General features: G+C 61.1%; 15 protein-coding genes. 10 read left to right on the forward strand and 5 right to left on the reverse strand.

Features of this window, described 5'->3' with window-relative positions:
- Window positions 1-2: 2 nt before the first annotated feature.
- The 3 genes from ACQ7C1_RS08520 to ACQ7C1_RS08530 all read right to left on the reverse strand — a co-directional run bounded on the left by ACQ7C1_RS08520 (window position 3) and on the right by ACQ7C1_RS08530 (window position 2,689).
- A complete protein-coding gene (locus ACQ7C1_RS08520; protein ID WP_430957974.1) occupies window positions 3-638 on the reverse strand; it encodes a LysE family translocator in 636 nt (211 codons plus the stop codon).
- 126 nt (window positions 639-764) lie between these two features.
- A complete protein-coding gene (pyk, locus tag ACQ7C1_RS08525; RefSeq protein ID WP_085779390.1) occupies window positions 765-2,204 on the reverse strand; it encodes a pyruvate kinase in 1,440 nt (479 codons plus the stop codon).
- Window positions 2,204-2,689, reverse strand: a complete 486-nt coding sequence (locus ACQ7C1_RS08530; protein ID WP_011426762.1) for a DUF1036 domain-containing protein — start codon at window positions 2,687-2,689, stop codon at window positions 2,204-2,206. Before ACQ7C1_RS08530 ends, pyk begins: the two co-directional genes overlap by 1 nt.
- Window positions 2,690-2,888: 199 nt before the next feature.
- Here ACQ7C1_RS08530 and ACQ7C1_RS08535 point away from each other — a divergent pair, with 199 nt between their 5' ends.
- The 3 genes from ACQ7C1_RS08535 (at window position 2,889) to ACQ7C1_RS08545 (ending at window position 4,364) form a co-directional block, all read left to right on the forward strand.
- Complete coding sequence (locus ACQ7C1_RS08535; protein WP_430958086.1) at window positions 2,889-3,677, forward strand: N-formylglutamate amidohydrolase; 789 nt, start codon at window positions 2,889-2,891, stop codon at window positions 3,675-3,677.
- A gap of 26 nt (window positions 3,678-3,703) precedes the next feature.
- Entirely contained in the window at window positions 3,704-4,009 is a 306-nt protein-coding gene (locus tag ACQ7C1_RS08540; protein ID WP_430957975.1) for a DUF1244 domain-containing protein, read from the forward strand.
- Window positions 4,010-4,100: 91 nt separating this feature from the next.
- Complete coding sequence (locus tag ACQ7C1_RS08545) at window positions 4,101-4,364, forward strand: DUF2312 domain-containing protein (RefSeq protein ID WP_008533181.1); 264 nt, start codon at window positions 4,101-4,103, stop codon at window positions 4,362-4,364.
- 159 nt (window positions 4,365-4,523) lie between these two features.
- On the opposite strand, the gene ACQ7C1_RS08550 is transcribed toward ACQ7C1_RS08545, so the two are convergent.
- The gene (locus tag ACQ7C1_RS08550) at window positions 4,524-6,365 is read right to left on the reverse strand and encodes a DUF882 domain-containing protein (RefSeq protein WP_430957976.1); all 1,842 of its coding nucleotides are present in this window, start codon (window positions 6,363-6,365) and stop codon (window positions 4,524-4,526) included.
- Between the two features lie 178 nt (window positions 6,366-6,543).
- Window positions 6,544-8,088 (reverse strand): sigma-54-dependent transcriptional regulator, encoded by a 1,545-nt coding sequence (locus ACQ7C1_RS08555; RefSeq protein ID WP_430957977.1) that lies wholly within the window; start codon window positions 8,086-8,088, stop codon window positions 6,544-6,546.
- Between the two features lie 207 nt (window positions 8,089-8,295).
- Here ACQ7C1_RS08555 and ACQ7C1_RS08560 point away from each other — a divergent pair, with 207 nt between their 5' ends.
- The 7 genes from ACQ7C1_RS08560 to ACQ7C1_RS08590 all read left to right on the forward strand — a co-directional run bounded on the left by ACQ7C1_RS08560 (window position 8,296) and on the right by ACQ7C1_RS08590 (window position 16,793).
- Entirely contained in the window at window positions 8,296-10,152 is a 1,857-nt protein-coding gene (locus ACQ7C1_RS08560) for a M3 family oligoendopeptidase (RefSeq protein ID WP_430957978.1), read from the forward strand.
- A 291-nt stretch (window positions 10,153-10,443) separates the two neighbouring features.
- Window positions 10,444-11,550 carry an aminodeoxychorismate synthase component I gene (locus ACQ7C1_RS08565; RefSeq protein WP_430958087.1) on the forward strand — a complete coding sequence of 369 codons (1,107 nt, stop codon included), beginning with the start codon at window positions 10,444-10,446 and terminating at the stop codon, window positions 11,548-11,550.
- The gene (locus ACQ7C1_RS08570) at window positions 11,547-12,176 is read left to right on the forward strand and encodes an aminotransferase class IV family protein (RefSeq protein ID WP_430957979.1); all 630 of its coding nucleotides are present in this window, start codon (window positions 11,547-11,549) and stop codon (window positions 12,174-12,176) included. The genes ACQ7C1_RS08565 and ACQ7C1_RS08570 overlap by 4 nt, the downstream gene beginning before the upstream one ends.
- 2 nt (window positions 12,177-12,178) lie before the next feature.
- Window positions 12,179-12,463, forward strand: a complete 285-nt coding sequence (locus ACQ7C1_RS08575) for a YciI family protein (RefSeq protein ID WP_430957980.1) — start codon at window positions 12,179-12,181, stop codon at window positions 12,461-12,463.
- Window positions 12,464-12,629: 166 nt separating this feature from the next.
- Window positions 12,630-14,081 (forward strand): homospermidine synthase, encoded by a 1,452-nt coding sequence (locus ACQ7C1_RS08580; protein ID WP_183698754.1) that lies wholly within the window; start codon window positions 12,630-12,632, stop codon window positions 14,079-14,081.
- Between the two features lie 170 nt (window positions 14,082-14,251).
- A complete protein-coding gene (locus ACQ7C1_RS08585; RefSeq protein ID WP_430957981.1) occupies window positions 14,252-14,626 on the forward strand; it encodes a hypothetical protein in 375 nt (124 codons plus the stop codon).
- Between the two features lie 202 nt (window positions 14,627-14,828).
- The gene (locus ACQ7C1_RS08590) at window positions 14,829-16,793 is read left to right on the forward strand and encodes a 5'-nucleotidase C-terminal domain-containing protein (RefSeq protein ID WP_430957982.1); all 1,965 of its coding nucleotides are present in this window, start codon (window positions 14,829-14,831) and stop codon (window positions 16,791-16,793) included.
- Window positions 16,794-16,840 lie beyond the last annotated feature (47 nt).

Genomic DNA, 16,840 nt, shown 5'->3' on the forward strand with positions numbered 1-16,840 from the left:
GTTTAGGCGGTGGCCCGACGGTAAAAGGCAAGCGATCCCGCAAGGGCGAGCAGCGCGCCGCCGCATGCGCGTTCCAGCCATAAGGCGCCTGACGTTTTCAGGAAACGGACCGCCTGCGAGCCGAAGAAAGCGTAACCGAACATGATGATGAAATCGAGCACAGCGAAGACAAGGGCGAGCAGCAAATACTGCGCCGTCTGCGGCTGGGTGGGCTCGATGAACTGCGGCAGAAAGGCGGAGAAGAAGAGATATCCCTTCGGGTTCGTCGCCGCGACCATGAAACTCTTCAGCCCGATCGAAAAGGCCGATCTCATGACCGCCGCCTCATCGGGTTTCAGCGCCGCGTCGATCGTGCCCTTCGAGCGCAAGAGCATGATGCCGAGAAAGGTGAGATAGGCGGCACCCGCCCATTTCAGCATCGAGAACCAGAATTCCGATGCCGCAAGCAGCGCACCGAGTCCGACAGCCACAGCGCCAATCAGGACGAAATCCGAAAGAACCGCGCCGACCATGCCGGCGACCGCGCGGCGCAGCCCATGCCGAGAACCATTTGTCAACGCCAGCAGCACTGTCGGTCCTGGTGTGGCGATACCGACGAAGGAAACGGCCGCGAAAGCCAAAAGAGTGACGATATCCATGATGATCCCTCCAAACCCGAGGATCGAGACTTGCATGCGCCGCATCCCTTGGCAATGCCTGGTCACATGAACGAAAAAAGCCTGCCGCCCCTTTAGGAAGCAGGCTTCATCACAGATGCGATCGGATCAGACGCCGCTCTGGCCGTCCGAACCGATATAGGCGATGCGCAGCATGTTGGTGGCGCCCGGCGTGCCGAGCGGCACGCCGGCCGAGATGATGATGCGATCGCCCGGCTTGCCGAAACCTTCGTCGGCGACGATGCGGCAGGCGCGGTTGACCATGTCGTCGAGATCGGTCGCGTCATGGGTGACGACGCAATGCAGGCCCCAGACGATGGCAAGCCGGCGCGCAGTCTTGATGATCGGCGACAATGCCAGGATCGGCACCTGCGGGCGCTCGCGCGAGGCGCGGAGACCCGTCGTGCCCGACGAGGTGTAGCAGACGATCGCCGACAGCTTCAGCGTTTCGGCGATTTGACGGGCGGCAAGCGAGATCGCATCGGCGCCGGTTGCTTCCGGCTGGGCGCGCTGAGCATAGATGATGCCGGGATAATGCGGCTCGCGCTCGATGGCCGTGGCAATCGAGGCCATGGTCGAAACGGCTTCGACCGGATAGTCGCCCGAGGCCGATTCGGCCGAGAGCATGACGGCATCGGCGCCTTCGAAGACGGCGGTCGCGACGTCTGATACTTCGGCGCGTGTCGGCACCGGCGCTGAAATCATCGATTCCAGCATCTGCGTGGCGACGACAACCGGCTTGCCCGAACGGCGGCAGGCACGGATCAGCTGCTTCTGAATGCCTGGAACCGATTCGAGCGGCATTTCGACGCCGAGATCGCCGCGGGCGACCATCAGAGCGTCGGAAAGCTCGATGATCTCCTCGATGCGCTCGAGAGCCTGCGGTTTTTCGATCTTCGACATCAGGCCGACGCGGCCGCGGGCGATCTTGCGCACTTCGGCTAGGTCGTCTGGACGCTGGACGAAGGAAAGCGCCACCCAGTCGACATCGTCGGTGGCGAGCACGGCGTCGAGATCGGACCGGTCCTTGTCTGTCAGCGCACCGACGCCGAGCAACGTGTCGGGAAGGCTGACACCCTTGCGGTCGGAAATGCGCGTGCCGGAGATCACCGTCGTGACGATGCTCTTCCCGTCGCACTTGTCGGCGCGCAGGCAGAGCTTGCCGTCATCGATCAGCAGACGGTGGCCAGGCTGCACCGATTCCAGGATCTCGGGATGCGGCAGGTAGACGCGTGTGGCATCGCCGAGCGCTTCATTGTTGTCGAGCGTGAAGGTCTGGCCGGGTTTCAGATCGACCTTGCTGTCGACAAACTTGCCGACGCGCAGCTTCGGTCCCTGCAGGTCGGCGAGAATGCCGATCGGCCGGCCTGAACGCGCCTCGACCGAGCGGATGCGCTGGATGAGCGTTCGCATCAGGTCGTGGCTCGCATGGCTCATATTGATGCGGAAGACATCGGCACCGGCCTGGTGCAGCTTCTCGATCATCGATTCCTCGGCGGAGGCGGGCCCGAGGGTGGCGAGGATTTTAATTTTGCGATTACGCTTCATCAATTCTGACTTTCTTGCGTCCCTGGGGTGTCGGAGAGTTGAACCATCCAGCTGCCCTGGCGGCCCGTGTCATATTCCTTGAATCCCATCTTCTGGTAGCCCCGGGCATAACAATCCTGCACGCCCGAGATCTTGAATTCGTTTTCCGCCACGCACATCTGCACGTCCCCCGTCCACCGTCCTCCCCGGGCGGCGTCCTCTGCGTAGAGGTAATAATAACGCGACTGCAATTCTCCCTCGATCAGCGTGGCGCAAGTCGTTGCCGGCACCTGCCACCAGCCCTCCGTGATCCAGCCGTCTTTGGCTCTGTATCCGATCGCTACCCCAACCAGATTTTGCGTTCCGTTGCACACGCGAAAATCGGCGCGTGCGGCATCTGCGATGAAGAAGGGCATGGCGGCTGCAAGAGCAAACAGGGCGAGTCGGACCAGCGGTCCGGACCGCGTGAGGAAACTTGGCGCGGCTTGAATCAACACGGCTCCCAAATAGCTCCACGGTTATTCATATCCGTGCCTTCTTGCGCCGCCGCCATCCGAAAGTCAACGCAATGCTAATCGATTATATTCCCTTTGATAACGGTCCGCAAAGGTTCATATCCGCTGTCGCCGCCCGTCGCGCTTGAACCGGTCGCGGGCTCATGCAATCACTGGGCGCGACTGGGCAATGAGCAACGGCAATTCCTTCATGGACGACTTCCAATCCTTCGAAATTCTACCCGGAAAACATGACAAAGGCATGGTGATCCTCGCCGATCACGCAATGAACCGCCTTCCCGCCCGGTATGAAAGGCTCGGCCTGCCGGAGTCTGCCTTCGCCCGCCACATCGCCTATGACATCGGCATCGAAGGCCTGACGCGACAGCTTTCAGCGAGGCTCGGCATACCAGCCGTGCTCGGCGGCTTCTCGCGGCTGCTGATCGACCCGAACCGCGGAGAAGACGATCCGACGCTGATCATGAAGATCTCGGACGGCGCCGTCATCCCAGGCAATCACCCGATCACGCCGCAGGAGTGTATTTACCGGATCGAAGCCTTTCATCGCCCCTACCACGAGGCCGTGGCAGGCACGATCGACGCGGTGGCGAATAGCACAGGCAAGGCACCGCTGGTGCTATCGCTGCATTCTTTCACGCCGGCATGGAAGAGCATTCCCCGACCCTGGCACGCCGCCGTTCTTTGGGACAGCGACCGGCGCGCCGTCGGCCCGCTGCTCGACAAGCTGCGCGCCGATCCCGATCTCGTCGTCGGCGACAACGAACCCTATGACGGCGCTTTGAAGGGCGATACCATGTACCGCCATTGTATGGTGACAGGAATCCCACATGCCCTGCTCGAAGTGCGTCAGGATTTGATCGCGGATGAAGCCGGCATATCGGCATGGGCCGAGCGCCTGGCGCCGGTTTTTGCAGCGATGAATGCGGATCCGGCCCTGCACGAATACGACGTCCATCCGTCGCGCACCGGCCCCTATTGAGGCCCACGGAATGAAAGGAGAGCGAGATGACAGCGCTCAGCAAGGAACAACAGACCGAATTCGAAGCCGCCGCCTTCCGTCGTCTGGTCAAGCATCTTCGTGACCGCAGCGACGTCCAGAACATCGATCTGATGAACCTGGCCGGTTTCTGCCGCAACTGCCTGTCGAACTGGTACCGCGAGGCCGCCGAGGCCGAAGGTGTTCCGGTCAGCCGGGACGAATCGCGTGAGATGATCTACGGCATGCCCTACGAGGACTGGAAGAACCTCCACCAGAAGGAGGCCTCGCCTGTGCAAAAGGCGGCATTTGAGCTGAACAAGCCACACAAATAGTCCGCTTGGCCTTTAACAGGCTTGACCGTGACGCCGCTTCGCGGCAGTCACGTGCATCCCGAATTGATCACCGAAAAATCAGGAGAACACGATGTCTGATGCTCATGGCGTCGCCCGCGATCAGCTTCGCGCTTTCATCGAGCGCATTGAACGGCTGGAAGAAGAAAAGAAGACCATCGCCGACGACATCAAGGACGTCTATGGCGAAGCCAAGGGAATGGGCTTCGATACCAAGATCCTGAAAAAGGTCGTGGCGCTGCGCAAGAAGGACGAGCAGGAGCGCATGGAGGAGGAAGCCATCCTCGACACCTATCTGCACGCGCTCGGCATGATCGAAGCGCCGCCGGAAGGCTGATTCGCCGACGTCGCTGCTTCGATAAAAGCCGTCGGACCTTCCGGCGGCTTTTCTTTTGCGCCGGATCTTGCTGGCACTCCAACTGTCCAGCCGATCGAATAGTCAGAAGAAAACCGCCGGATCGCTCCGGCGGTTTTCGGTCTGACGCGATCGGCAAGCTCAGTTCGTATTGAACTTACGCACTTCCATGAAGTTGACGGCGTTGCCGCTGAAACGGGCCGGGTCGACTGAGGCGGTCTTGACGTTGAAGCCCTCGGCATAGACAGCGGTCGGTTGGGCGCGCATCGTCTGGCTGACGAAGCGCGGCGCCTTGACCTGTTTGGACGCCATTTCGAGACGGGCATTGGTCAGCGCCCACTGCGAGATCATCTTCTGCGTCAGCTTCGGCTCGGTACGCACCGTCGCGCGGCTGGCATCGGCTGCGGCGGCTTCCTTCTGCGTCGGACGGCCGCCCTTGACCGGGAGGGGCTGCGGCGCGGGGCTCTCGGCAGCCGGGGCGTCGAAAGCATCGCCGAAGCTTGCCGACTTCGTCGCCGGCGCCAAGGCAGCGAGCTGCAATGACGGCTTTTCGGCGGGCGCCTTTTGCGGCATCGCGGCGGCGATTGCCTGCTCCACGCTCATTTGAGGCTCATGCGAGGCGACCTGGCTTTGCGTATCCTTGTTCTGCTGCTCGAGCGCGGCGGCGATGGCAGGAGACAGGCCGCCATCCTGATCGGCCTCGTCTGCCTCCGCTTCGGGATCGGCATCCGCCGCAGCAAGCAGATTTTCAGCAACGGCAGGGCGCTCGACCGGAGTGGGAACTGGCATTCCGTTCTGCATGTTCGGATCGATCGACGCGACCTCGGCGTCACCAGGCGCGCGACGCTGACCGAGAAGCGAGGGAACGGGAATGCTGTAGGCGCTGAGATCGGCGAATTGCTGTGGCTGGGCCTGATCGGCCGGAAGCGCCGCGACGAGGGCCTGCTGCGCGGCGTTACCCGAAGAGGGCGCCACCAGTGCGCTGGCCATTTCGCTGCCGGCCGGCTGGTTGCTGAAAGCCGGGCGAACCTGCGGCACCGGCGCGTTCAGGGCTGCGACTTCGGTCTGCTGCGGCTCGGCAGGAGCAGGCTCCGCCTTCGACGGCGTCGCCTTGGCGACAGCAACGGGAGCCGAATCGTCCGAATCATCTTCCTGTTCGTCAGCCCCGCCGCCAAACAGCGCCTCAAACAGCGTCTTATGCTTCGGCGCCGATTCGGAAGCACTGGCGATCTCGATCTGCGTGCCGCTGACGCGGCGCTTGTAGTCGGCCATCGCTTGCTGATAACCGGGCAGCGGCTTGCCGTCGGCCGGGATATGAATAGTGTTGCCGTTCGGGAAAAGCCGGACAAGCTCGTCGCGGCTCATACGCGGCCAGGCGCGAACGCCGCCGACATCCATGTGCACGAAGGGCGAACCGGATTTCGGATAAAAGCCGACGCCGCCGATCTGCATCTTCATTCCGATGGCCCTGAGCGTCGCAAGCTTGACGTCGGGAATGAAGAAGTCCATCGCCTTGCCGAGCATGTGCTGGCTTTTTTCGGCGACGCCGGAATTGCGCGAGCGGCCGCGCAGCATCTCGTTGGTTGCCGGCGAACGGAAACCGCAGACGACGTTGATGTAGTCCCGCGAACCGCTCTGGCGGTAGACTTCCCAGATCAGGTCGAACAGGCGCGGATCCATCTTGGTCGGCTGGTTCTTGCGCCAGTCGCGCAGGAACCGGTTCAGCTGCTCCAGACCCTTCGGGTCGAACTTGCCGTTACGCTTGTAGGTGATGACGGCTTTTTCGCCGGTATGGATGAAATAGAGCTTGAGGCTGCGGGTTTCGCCCGCTGCTTGAGAAGGCGTACCGACGAATACCGGCGAGGAAACCGCAAGCGCAAGAAGGGCGGCCGCCGCCGTCCTCACTGCCTTTCCGCAAATGTCGGCGCACAAAGAACGCCAGCTCAAGCGCGAAGGCTTGGAATTCCCATTCAGATTCGGCAACTCGATCCCCGTCAGACAGACAATGTCCCGTACTGTCCCAGATGACTGTCAAATGCGGTCACACGATGGCAAAAATGCCACACATGATCAACCTTTTCTTTACATAGTGAACGAGCCACTAACAAGTGGTTTATGATCAGTAACAAATCGTGGTTGCCCGAGTCTTAATAAATAGGGCCTAAGCCGCATCTTTCTGGGGATTATCGGGATCTATGCCGTAATCTTTGAGCTTGCGATAAAGTGTGGACCGGCCGATGCCAAGTTTGCGCGCCACTTGACTCATCTGCCCACGATAGAATTTGAGCGCGAATCGGATGAGCTCCTCCTCAACGTCGGCAAGTTTGCGCACGTCTCCGGAGGGATTGACACTGGCAATGGCGTTTTCGGAAGTCTCCGACAGGCGGTGATGCACCTCACCCGGCATCGGCGCCCGGTATTCCTCGCCATAGGCTTCATCCGGGTCGAGGCCGGTATTGTCGGCAACGAGCGCCAGGTGGTCAACCACTTCATATTCCGGAAGCTGGGCGGCGATCTGCGGGAAATCCGCCTCCGTCAGCTCCGGCCCTTCGGCGAGAACGACCGCACGGAAGATCGCATTTTCGAGCTGGCGGATATTGCCCGGCCAATCATAGGCGGTCAGCAGTGCCAGCGCGCCTGAATTGACGGTCATCCGGCGGCCGCTCTTCTGCTCGCTGGAGAAGCGGTCGGTAAAGACGCGCACCAGATGCGGGATGTCTTCCTTGCGCTTGCGCAGCGCCGGAATGGTAATCGGGAAGACGTTGAGGCGATAATAGAGGTCCTCGCGGAAATGGCCGTTCTTGACCTCTTCGATCAGGTCCTTGTTGGTCGCGGAGATCAGCCGGACATTGACCTTGTGCGCGGTGCGCGCGCCGACCGTCTCGATCTCGCCCTGCTGCACGGCCCGCAGGAGTTTCACCTGCACCTCGAGCGGCAGATCGCCGATCTCGTCGAGGAAGATGGTGCCGCCATCGGCTTCCATGAATTTGCCGATGTGACGTTCGGTCGCGCCGGTAAACGCGCCCTTCTCGTGGCCGAAGAGGATGCTTTCGACGAGGTTGTGCGGGATCGCCCCGCAATTGACGGTGACGAAAGGCTTGTTCGAGCGGTCGCCGCCGGACTGGATAGCGCGGGCCACCAACTCCTTGCCGACGCCGGATTCGCCTTCGAGCACGACCGGGATGTTCGATTGCGCCGCCCGCTGGGCGAGATCGATGACGCGGATCATCGCCGGGCTGGCCGAAACAATGTCGTCGAAGCCGACCGAGCCTGAGCGCGACCGGCGTCCGGCCCGAGCCTTCACCTCGCGCTGGTCTAGCTTCATCGCGTTGGAGATTGAGGTGGCGATGCGTTCGGGCGACACCGGCTTGACGACGAAATCGAAGGCGCCGGCACGCATCGCCTGCACCACGGTCTCGATGCCGCCCTGGCCCGTCTGGACGATGACCGGGATCTGCGTGCCGAATTCGTGAAGCGCGTCGAGAAACTCGAGGCCGGTCATCTCGGGCATCATCAGATCGAGCACGATGACATTGAAAAGGCCGCTGTCGCGTTTGACCATTTCCAGGCCGATGCGGCCGTTTTCGGCCTGGTGCACGACATGGCCGTGACGCTCGATTGCGTTCTTGAGCAGACGGCGTTGCACCGGGTCGTCCTCGACCACGAGGATTTGCCCTGCTCCCTTGAGCTCATTGTAACCGGTCATTGTCGCTCCACTTCATGCGAAACCATGAAGCGCACTCTGGCAGAAAGGCTTGAACATCCAGTTTTGAGAAATAATTGCATTTTAACGATTGCGAAGGCCCGATTTCGTGCCGAAGCGAGGCCTTTTATGCGCCGAAAGGCCCTTGATGCGGGGCCTTCTCGCGCTTATTCAAGCAGACCTGTCATAAAGTGGAGAGGAATTGCGCCCATGAAAATCGAGCCCCTGCACGCCGGGTTTTCTTTCTCGCCAGCAACGCCAGCCGGGGCGGCGGCCGATCCGGCGCTCGGCGACCTGCCGGTTTGGAAGCTGCAGGATCTTTATCCCTCCGCCACTTCCACCGCCTTCGTCGCCGACATGGAAAAGGCCGGCAAGGCCGCGATCGCTTTCGAAGAAAAGTGGAAGGGCAAACTCGCCGAAGCGGCAGCGAAGACCGGCACCGAAGGCATCGGCGCGGCGCTGAAGGAATATGAGGCGCTTGACGACATCATGGGCCGCCTCGGCTCCTTTGCCGGCCTCACTTATTTTTCCGACACCACCAATCCGGCAAACGGCAAGCTCTACGGCGACGTCCAGGCCAAAATCACCGAATTCTCGGGCCATCTCCTGTTCTTCGCGCTCGAGCTGAACCGGATCGACGACGCCGTGATCGACGCCTGCATGGCCAATGACCCCGATGCCGGCCATTATCGCCCCTGGCTGATCGACCTGCGCAAAGATAAGCCCTATCAGCTCGATGACAGGCTGGAGCAGCTCTTCCTCGAGAAGTCGATGACATCGGCCTCCGCCTTCAATCGCCTCTTCGATGAAACCATGGCGGAGCTTCGCTATGAGATCGATGGCGAGAAAGTGCCGCTCGAGGTGGCGCTGAACATGCTGCAGGAGAAGGATCCGGAAGTGCGCCGCAAGGCGGCCATGGCGCTCGCCGAAACCTTCAAGGCGAATATCCGCATCTTCACGCTGATCACCAATACGCTTGCCAAGGACAAGGATATCTCCGACCGCTGGCGCGGCTTCGAGGATATCGCCGACTCCAGGCATTTGGCAAACCGCGTCGGGCGAGAGGTTGTCGACGCCTTGGCCGCAGCCGTCCGCGAAGCCTATCCCCGCCTTTCGCACCGCTATTATAGAATGAAGGCGAAATGGCTCGGCATGGAGCAGATGAATTTCTGGGACCGCAACGCGCCCCTTCCGGAAACGTCGAGCGCCGTGATCTCCTGGTCCGACGCGAAGGACACGGTGCTATCGGCTTACGGCAATTTCGCCCCCGAGATGGCCGATATCGCCAGGCGCTTCTTCGACGAGCAATGGATCGATGCCCCGGTTCGCCCCGGCAAGGCGCCTGGCGCCTTCGCTCATCCGACGGTTCCCTCGGCACACCCTTACGTGCTCGTCAATTATATGGGCAAGCCGCGCGACGTCATGACGCTTGCCCATGAACTCGGCCACGGTGTCCATCAGGTTCTCGCCGGCGCGCAAGGCGCGTTGATGTGCCAGACGCCGCTGACGCTGGCCGAAACCGCGTCGGTCTTCGGCGAGATGCTGACCTTCCGCGCGCTCCTGGAAAAGACGACCGACAGGCGCGAGCGCAAGGCGATGCTTGCCCAGAAGGTCGAGGACATGATCAACACGGTCGTGCGCCAGATCGCCTTCTACGAATTCGAGCGCAAGCTGCACACCGCCCGCAAGGCAGGCGAACTCACCGCCGACGACATCGGCGAACTCTGGCTCTCCGTCCAGTCGGAAAGCCTCGGGCCGGCGATCAATATTTCAGAGGGTTACGAGACCTATTGGGCCTATATCCCCCACTTCATCCATTCGCCCTTCTATGTCTACGCCTATGCTTTCGGCGATTGCCTGGTCAATTCGCTGTACGCCGTTTACCAGAAGGCCGAGAAGGGCTTCCAGGAAAAGTATTTCGAACTGCTGAAGGCCGGCGGCACCAAGCATCATTCTGAACTCTTGAAGCCTTTCGGCCTCGACGCCACCGATCCGTCGTTCTGGAGCCAGGGCCTGTCGATGATCGAAGGGCTGATTGATGAGTTGGAAGCATTAGATAAGGGGTGAATTCTCGTCGCCAGGAGCGGAGAGGCAGCAATGAGTCTCTTCTCCCCTCGGGGGAGAAGGTGCCGGCAGGCGGATGAGGGGGCGACATAGCAGAAGCTGTCCTTCGCATCTGCTCAGGACGTCGCTCCGCCCCCTCATCTGCCCTTCGGGTATCTTCTCCCCATAGGGAGAAGAGGGAAGTATCTCACCCTCCCCATCTCACCTCGAGCAATGGAGAGCAGAACAAATTGAAAGTGTCGCGTGGCCGACCAACCCTATATCCTTTTTCGCGACGACACGACCGACGAGGTGATGCTTTTCGCCAAGCCGGCTGAGATCATCGTCGCTCGGACTCGCAGCGAATTCTTCGCCGGCCTTGTCCGCATGGAAGAGGCCAAGGCCGAGGGCAAATGGCTTGCGGGCTACATGGCCTACGAGGCCGGATATCTCTTCGAAGAAAAACTCGCTGCCTTCGCCGGAGAAGGTCGCGAAACGCCGCTCCTCTGTTTCGGCGTATTCGATGCTCCGCAGCCGGACACACACCCGCTCGCCCAGCCGAAACAGCGTCTCGAAAACGAGGAATTCCTCACCGCACCGAAGGCCGCCTGGGATTTCCCTATATATAAAGAGCGTTTCAACCGCCTTCACCAGCACCTGCGGCTCGGCGACGCCTATCAGGCGAACCTCACCATGCCGATCGAAGCCCGCTGGAGCGGCGATCCGCGCGCCGCCTTCTGGTCGCTAATCGAACGTCAGCCGGTGAAATACGGTGCGCTGGTCGATCTCGGCGGTCCGGTCATCCTGTCGCGTTCACCTGAACTGTTTTTTCGCACCGACGAAGAGGGCTGGATCGAGACCCATCCGATGAAAGGCACGGCAAAGCGTGGCACGACTGCCGCCGAGGATGCCGAAATCATCGCGGCCATGCGGGCAGATATCAAGACGCAGGCCGAAAACCGCATGATCGTCGATCTCCTGCGCAACGACATCTCCCGCATCACCGAGGTCGGCACGCTCGATGTACCGAAGCTCTTCGACGTGGAGACCTATCCGACCGTCCACCAGATGGTCAGCCATGTGCAGGCAAAGCTGCGACCCGGCCTATCAATCCGCGATATTTTTGCCGCCCTCTTCCCCTGCGGATCGATCACCGGAGCGCCGAAGATACGGGCGATGGAAATCCTCCACGCGCTCGAAGATAGTCCCCGCGACGCCTATTGCGGTGCGATCGGCATGATCTCGCCGACCGGCGCCATGCGTTTTTCCGTCGCCATCCGCACCGTCACGCTTTTTGGCGGCGGCAGGGCGGTCTTCAATGTCGGCGGCGGCATCGTCTTCGATTCCACCGCCGAGGCGGAATATGAGGAATGCCTGCTCAAGGCCCGCTTCGCCGTTGGCGACCAGTGGATCGCGCGATGACCGATTTCTCGCTGATCGAGACACTGCGCTGGCAGCCTGGGGAAGGCTTCATCCGCCTGCGCCTGCATCTCGCCCGGCTTTCCCGCTCCGCCCGCCGCCTCGGCTTTCCGCAGCCGCTCGGCGCGGCGGCGAAGCTCGATAAAGCCGTCAGTGAGGCAAAGGGCCCGCTGCGCATCCGCATGACCTTCGACGCACAAGGCCGCATCGAGGTGACGAGCGCGCCCTTCGTCCCGTTGGCGCCTGATACAGTCTGGACCGCCCGCCTCGCCGCAACGCGCCTCGATTCCGCCGACCGGCTGCTGCGGGTCAAAACCACGCGACGCGCCGTCTACGAAACCGCGCGCTCCGAATATGCTCAAGCGGAAGCCGACGAAGTCATCCTCTTGAACGAACACGACGAGGTCTGCGAGGGCACCATCACCTCCATCTTTCTCGACGACGGAAGCGGCATTTTACGCACTCCGCCGATCTCCTGCGGCCTGCTCGCCGGCGTGCTGCGCACCGAACTCATCTGCGCGCGCAAGGCCCGCGTCGGTCGCTTGAGCCTCGCTGATCTCGATGCCGGCACGCTCTATGTCGGCAACTCGCTGCGTGGACTGATCCGCGCAAACCTCCTCAGGAATTGACCATGTTCATCCTCTCCCTCACCTATCGCAAATCCAACGACGATGCCGACATTCACATGGAGCCGCACATGGCCTGGGTGAAGGAGGGTTACGCTAAAGGCTGGTTCCTCGCCTCCGGCCGCAAGGTGCCGCGCACCGGCGGCGCGATCCTCGCCATTGGCGACCGTGCCGCAATCGAAGCCTATGTCGCCGCCGACCCCTTCACCGTCCACGGCGTCGCCGAATACGAAATCACCGAACTTGCGATAACGACGACGGTCGAAGGATTGGAAATCCTGAAGCGGTGATTTTCGGTCAGGGCATCTTGTCGCGCCGATATTTGGCCTTTCCCCGTCAACGCTCTTTATTGTGACGGCGTTTTGTGGTTAGAGCCGGTCACTTCGCAATTTCTGCGGCAATCTCACAAGAATTCTTCAGGCTGAGCGCCTTCGTCCCCTTCCACAGGAGAAAAGAATGACGGAACAGAACTATCCGGTATATGCCGAAATTACCGGTCCGATCGTGATGATCGGCTTTGGCTCCATCGGCCGCGGCACCCTGCCCCTGATCGAGCGCCACTTCAAATTCGACAAGAGCCGGATGGTCGTCATCGACCCGCGTGAAGAGCCCTCCGATATGGAGATCCTGAAGAAGCACGGCGTTCGCCACATCAAGGAATATGTTACCAAGGACAATTACAAGGAGCTGCTGAAGCCCCTGCTGACGAAAGGCGAAGGCCAGGGCTTCTGCGTCAACCTCTCGGTCGACACCTCCTCGCTCGACATCATCAAGCTCTGCCGCAAGCTCGACGTTCTTTATATCGATACGGTCGTCGAGCCCTGGCTTGGCTTCTATTTCGACAAGGGCATGAGCAATGCCGACCGCACCAACTATGCGCTGCGCGAGACGGTGCGCAAGGAAAAGGCGAAAAACCCCGGCGGCGCCACCGCCGTCTCCACCTGCGGCGCCAATCCGGGCATGGTCTCCTGGTTCGTCAAGCAGGCGCTCGTCAACCTCGCCAATGATACCGGTGTTAAATTCGAGGAACCGGACCAGCACGATCGCGAAGGCTGGGCCAAACTGATGAAGAAAGTCGGCGTCAAGGGCGTCCACATCGCCGAGCGCGACACCCAGCGCACCAAACATCCGAAGCCGCTCAACGTCTTCTGGAACACCTGGTCCGTCGAAGGCTTCATCTCCGAAGGCATGCAGCCGGCCGAACTCGGCTGGGGCACGCACGAGCAGTGGATGCCGAAGAACGCCAAGAAGCACAAGAAGGGCAACAAGGCGGCGATCTACCTGGAGCAGCCGGGCGCCAACACCCGCGTGCGCACCTGGTGCCCGACCCCCGGCCCGCAATACGGCTTCCTCGTCACCCACAACGAATCGATCTCGATCGCCGATTACTTCACGGTCCGCGACAAGGACGGCGAAGTCACCTTCCGTCCGACCTGCCATTATGCCTACCATCCGGCCAACGACGCCGTGCTCTCGCTGCATGAGATGTTCGGCAACGGCGGCACCCCGCAGCCGGTCCACCACGTTCTCGACGAGGACGAGCTCGAGGACGGCATCGACGAACTCGGCGTCCTGCTCTACGGTCATGAGAAGAATGCCTACTGGTATGGTTCGCGCCTGTCGCTGGAAGAAACCCGCCGCATCGCGCCTTACCAGAACGCCACCGGCCTGCAGGTGACCTCCGCCGTTCTCGCCGGCATGGTCTGGGCGCTGGAAAACCCTAAGGCCGGCATCGTCGAAGCCGACGAGATCGATTACAAGCGCTGCCTCGACGTGCAGATGCCCTATCTCGGCCCGGTCGAAGGCCACTATACCGACTGGACGCCACTCGACGGCCGTCCCGGTCTGTTTCCTGAGGATATCGACACCAAGGATCCCTGGCAGTTCAGGAACATCCTCGTTCGCTGACATTGTCAGTGCAACTTTGAAGATGCCCGCCGCGAGGCGGGCATTTTTGTAACGCTGGCTGTATAAATGCCGCCCCCACTGCTCCAAGCCTTGCCATCATGGCAGACGCACGCCATGTTTTGCCCGAACTTGGCGGGTGACCGCCACGCCGATTCGCCGGGAGAAGCCTTATGAAAATCAGAACTGGTCTCGTTCTTGTCGGTGCAGCGGCCGCTCTTGCCGCCTGCGTTTCATCAGGACCGCAACAGCGACCGATCGCGGTCGCGCCGCCTGCAACAAACTCTGTTGAAGGCGAATGGACGGATGCCAACGGCTTGACCTCCGCCTTCACGAATGGACAATTCGTAACCCGCACCAGCGACGGAACGAACACGCAGATGGCGTCGGGAACATATACAACCACCCCCGACGGAATCATTCAGATAAACCTTTACTCGAATGTTAAGCGGACGTCTTCGCTTGTTAATTGCGCTTTGAGCGGCACGAGTCAGCTGAATTGTACGACTGCAACGAATTCGCAGTTCACGCTTACACGTCGTTTGTAACGCTTCAACATGGCCCTGCGAAAGCTCCCACTCGGGAGCTTTTTTGTTTTGCGGCCTCTTGGAAAGCGCCGCAGCAAACCCAGCTTCCCTCTTGCGACTATGCGTCGTTTGTTGAAACATCGGCACGCGGGATACCGCCTGACACTACGATAGGGATCGGCGAGGATCAGGGGGATCTCTCGCCTCAATCAGGAGAACAGGGATGACGAAGTCTTTCAGCTTCGGTCTTTTGACCGCGTCCATGCTGGCGCTGAGCGCGGGCGCCGCCTTTGCCGATTACGAACTCAATATTCTTCACATCAACGATTTCCATTCACGCATCGAATCGATCAACAAATTCGATTCCACCTGCTCGGCCGAGGAGGAAGGCAAGAAGGAATGCTTCGGCGGCGCCGCCCGCCTGAAGACTGCGATCGACCAGCGCCGCCAGGCGCTGTCGGGCAAGAATGTCCTTCTCCTGAATGCCGGCGACAATTTCCAGGGCTCGCTCTTTTACACCACCTACAAGGGCGCGGCCGAAGCCGAATTTTTGAATCTGATGAAGTTCGACGCCATGACCGTCGGCAATCATGAATTCGACGACAGCGAGGATGGGCTTGCGACCTTCCTCGACAAGGTGCAATTTCCCGTCGTGACCGCGAACGTCAAGGCGAGTGCCGTCTCAAAGCTCGGCGATCGCATCAAGCCCTCGCTGGTGCTCGATGTCGGCGGCCAGAAGATCGGCATCGTCGGCGCCGTCACCAATGATACGCCGGAGCTCTCCTCGCCCGGCCCGAATGTCACGATCGAAGATGACGTTCAGACGATCACATCAGCCGTGCAGGACCTGAAAAGCCAGGGGGTCAACAAGATCATCGCGCTGACCCATGTCGGCTATCCCCGCGACCTAGCGTTCATCGCCAAGATCCCGGACGTTGATGTCGTGGTCGGCGGCCACTCCCACAGCCTGCTTTCCAATACCGATCCGAAGGCCGAAGGCCCGTATCCGACGATGGTCGACAACCCCGGTGGCTATAAGGTGCCGGTCGTTCAGGCCGCCTCTTACAGCAAGTATCTCGGCGACATCGTTGTCAACTTCGACGACAATGGCGTCGTCAAGGATGCCAAGGGCGATCCAATCCTGATCGACTCGTCCTTTACACCCGATCCGGCCGTCGTCACCCGCGTCGCCGAACTGGCAAAACCGATCGAAGAACTGCGCAAAAAGGTGATCGGCTCCTCCGAAGGTCCTATCGAGGGCGACCGCAAGGTCTGCCGCGTCAAGGAATGCTCGATGGGCAATCTGGTGGCCGACGCCATGCTTGACCGTACGAGGAACCAGGGCGTCACCATCGCCGTTCAGAATGGCGGCGGCCTGCGTGCGTCTATCGACGGCGGCGATGTCACGCAGGGCGAAGTCATCACCGTCCTGCCTTTCCAGAACACCCTCGCCACTTTTGAAGCCACTGGCGCGGAAGTCGTCAAGGCGCTTGAGAACGGCGTCAGCCAAATCGATCAGGGCGCCGGCCGGTTCCCGCAGGTCGCCGGCCTGAAGTTCTCGTTCGACCAGTCGAAGCCTGTCGGCAGCCGCGTCAGCGATGTTCAGGTGAAGGACGGCGACAGCTTCGTGCCGATCGATCCGGCCAAGACCTACAAGATCGCCACCAACAACTTCATGCGGGCTGGCGGGGATGGCTATTCGATCTTCAAGGAGGGCAAAAATGCTTACGATTACGGCCCGGATCTCGCCGACGTGACTGCCGACTACGTGGCCGCGCATTCGCCCTATAAGCCCTATACCGATGGCCGTATCAACGAGGTGGCGCAGGCCGCGCCCGCACCCTCCGCGGAACCGGCGCCCGCCGCTCCGGCACCCGCGGCCCCTGCGCCTGCAGCTCCCGCTCCATCTGCCGAACCGAGCCCGGCTCCGGCAACGCCCGCTCCCGCAGAACCGGCGCCAGCACCTTCTGCACAGGCTCCCGCTGCAGAGCCCGCACCTGCCCCGACCGCCGCTCCCGCATCCGCCACGCCGTCCACCCACGTCATCGCCGAGGGCGACACATTCTGGGATCTCGCCGAGACCTTCTATGGCGATGGTACGCTGTGGCGGAAGCTTTCGGATGCCAATGGCAAGCCCAACCCACGTCATCTGACGGTCGGCAAGGAGATCCAGGTTCCCGCAAAGTAAGACGATTTGTCTCGACACCATCGGCCGGCCCGGGGTTTCCCGGGTCG

It is taken from the genome of Rhizobium sp. Nf11,1, from assembly GCF_050587665.1.
GTDB lineage: Bacteria > Pseudomonadota > Alphaproteobacteria > Rhizobiales > Rhizobiaceae > Rhizobium.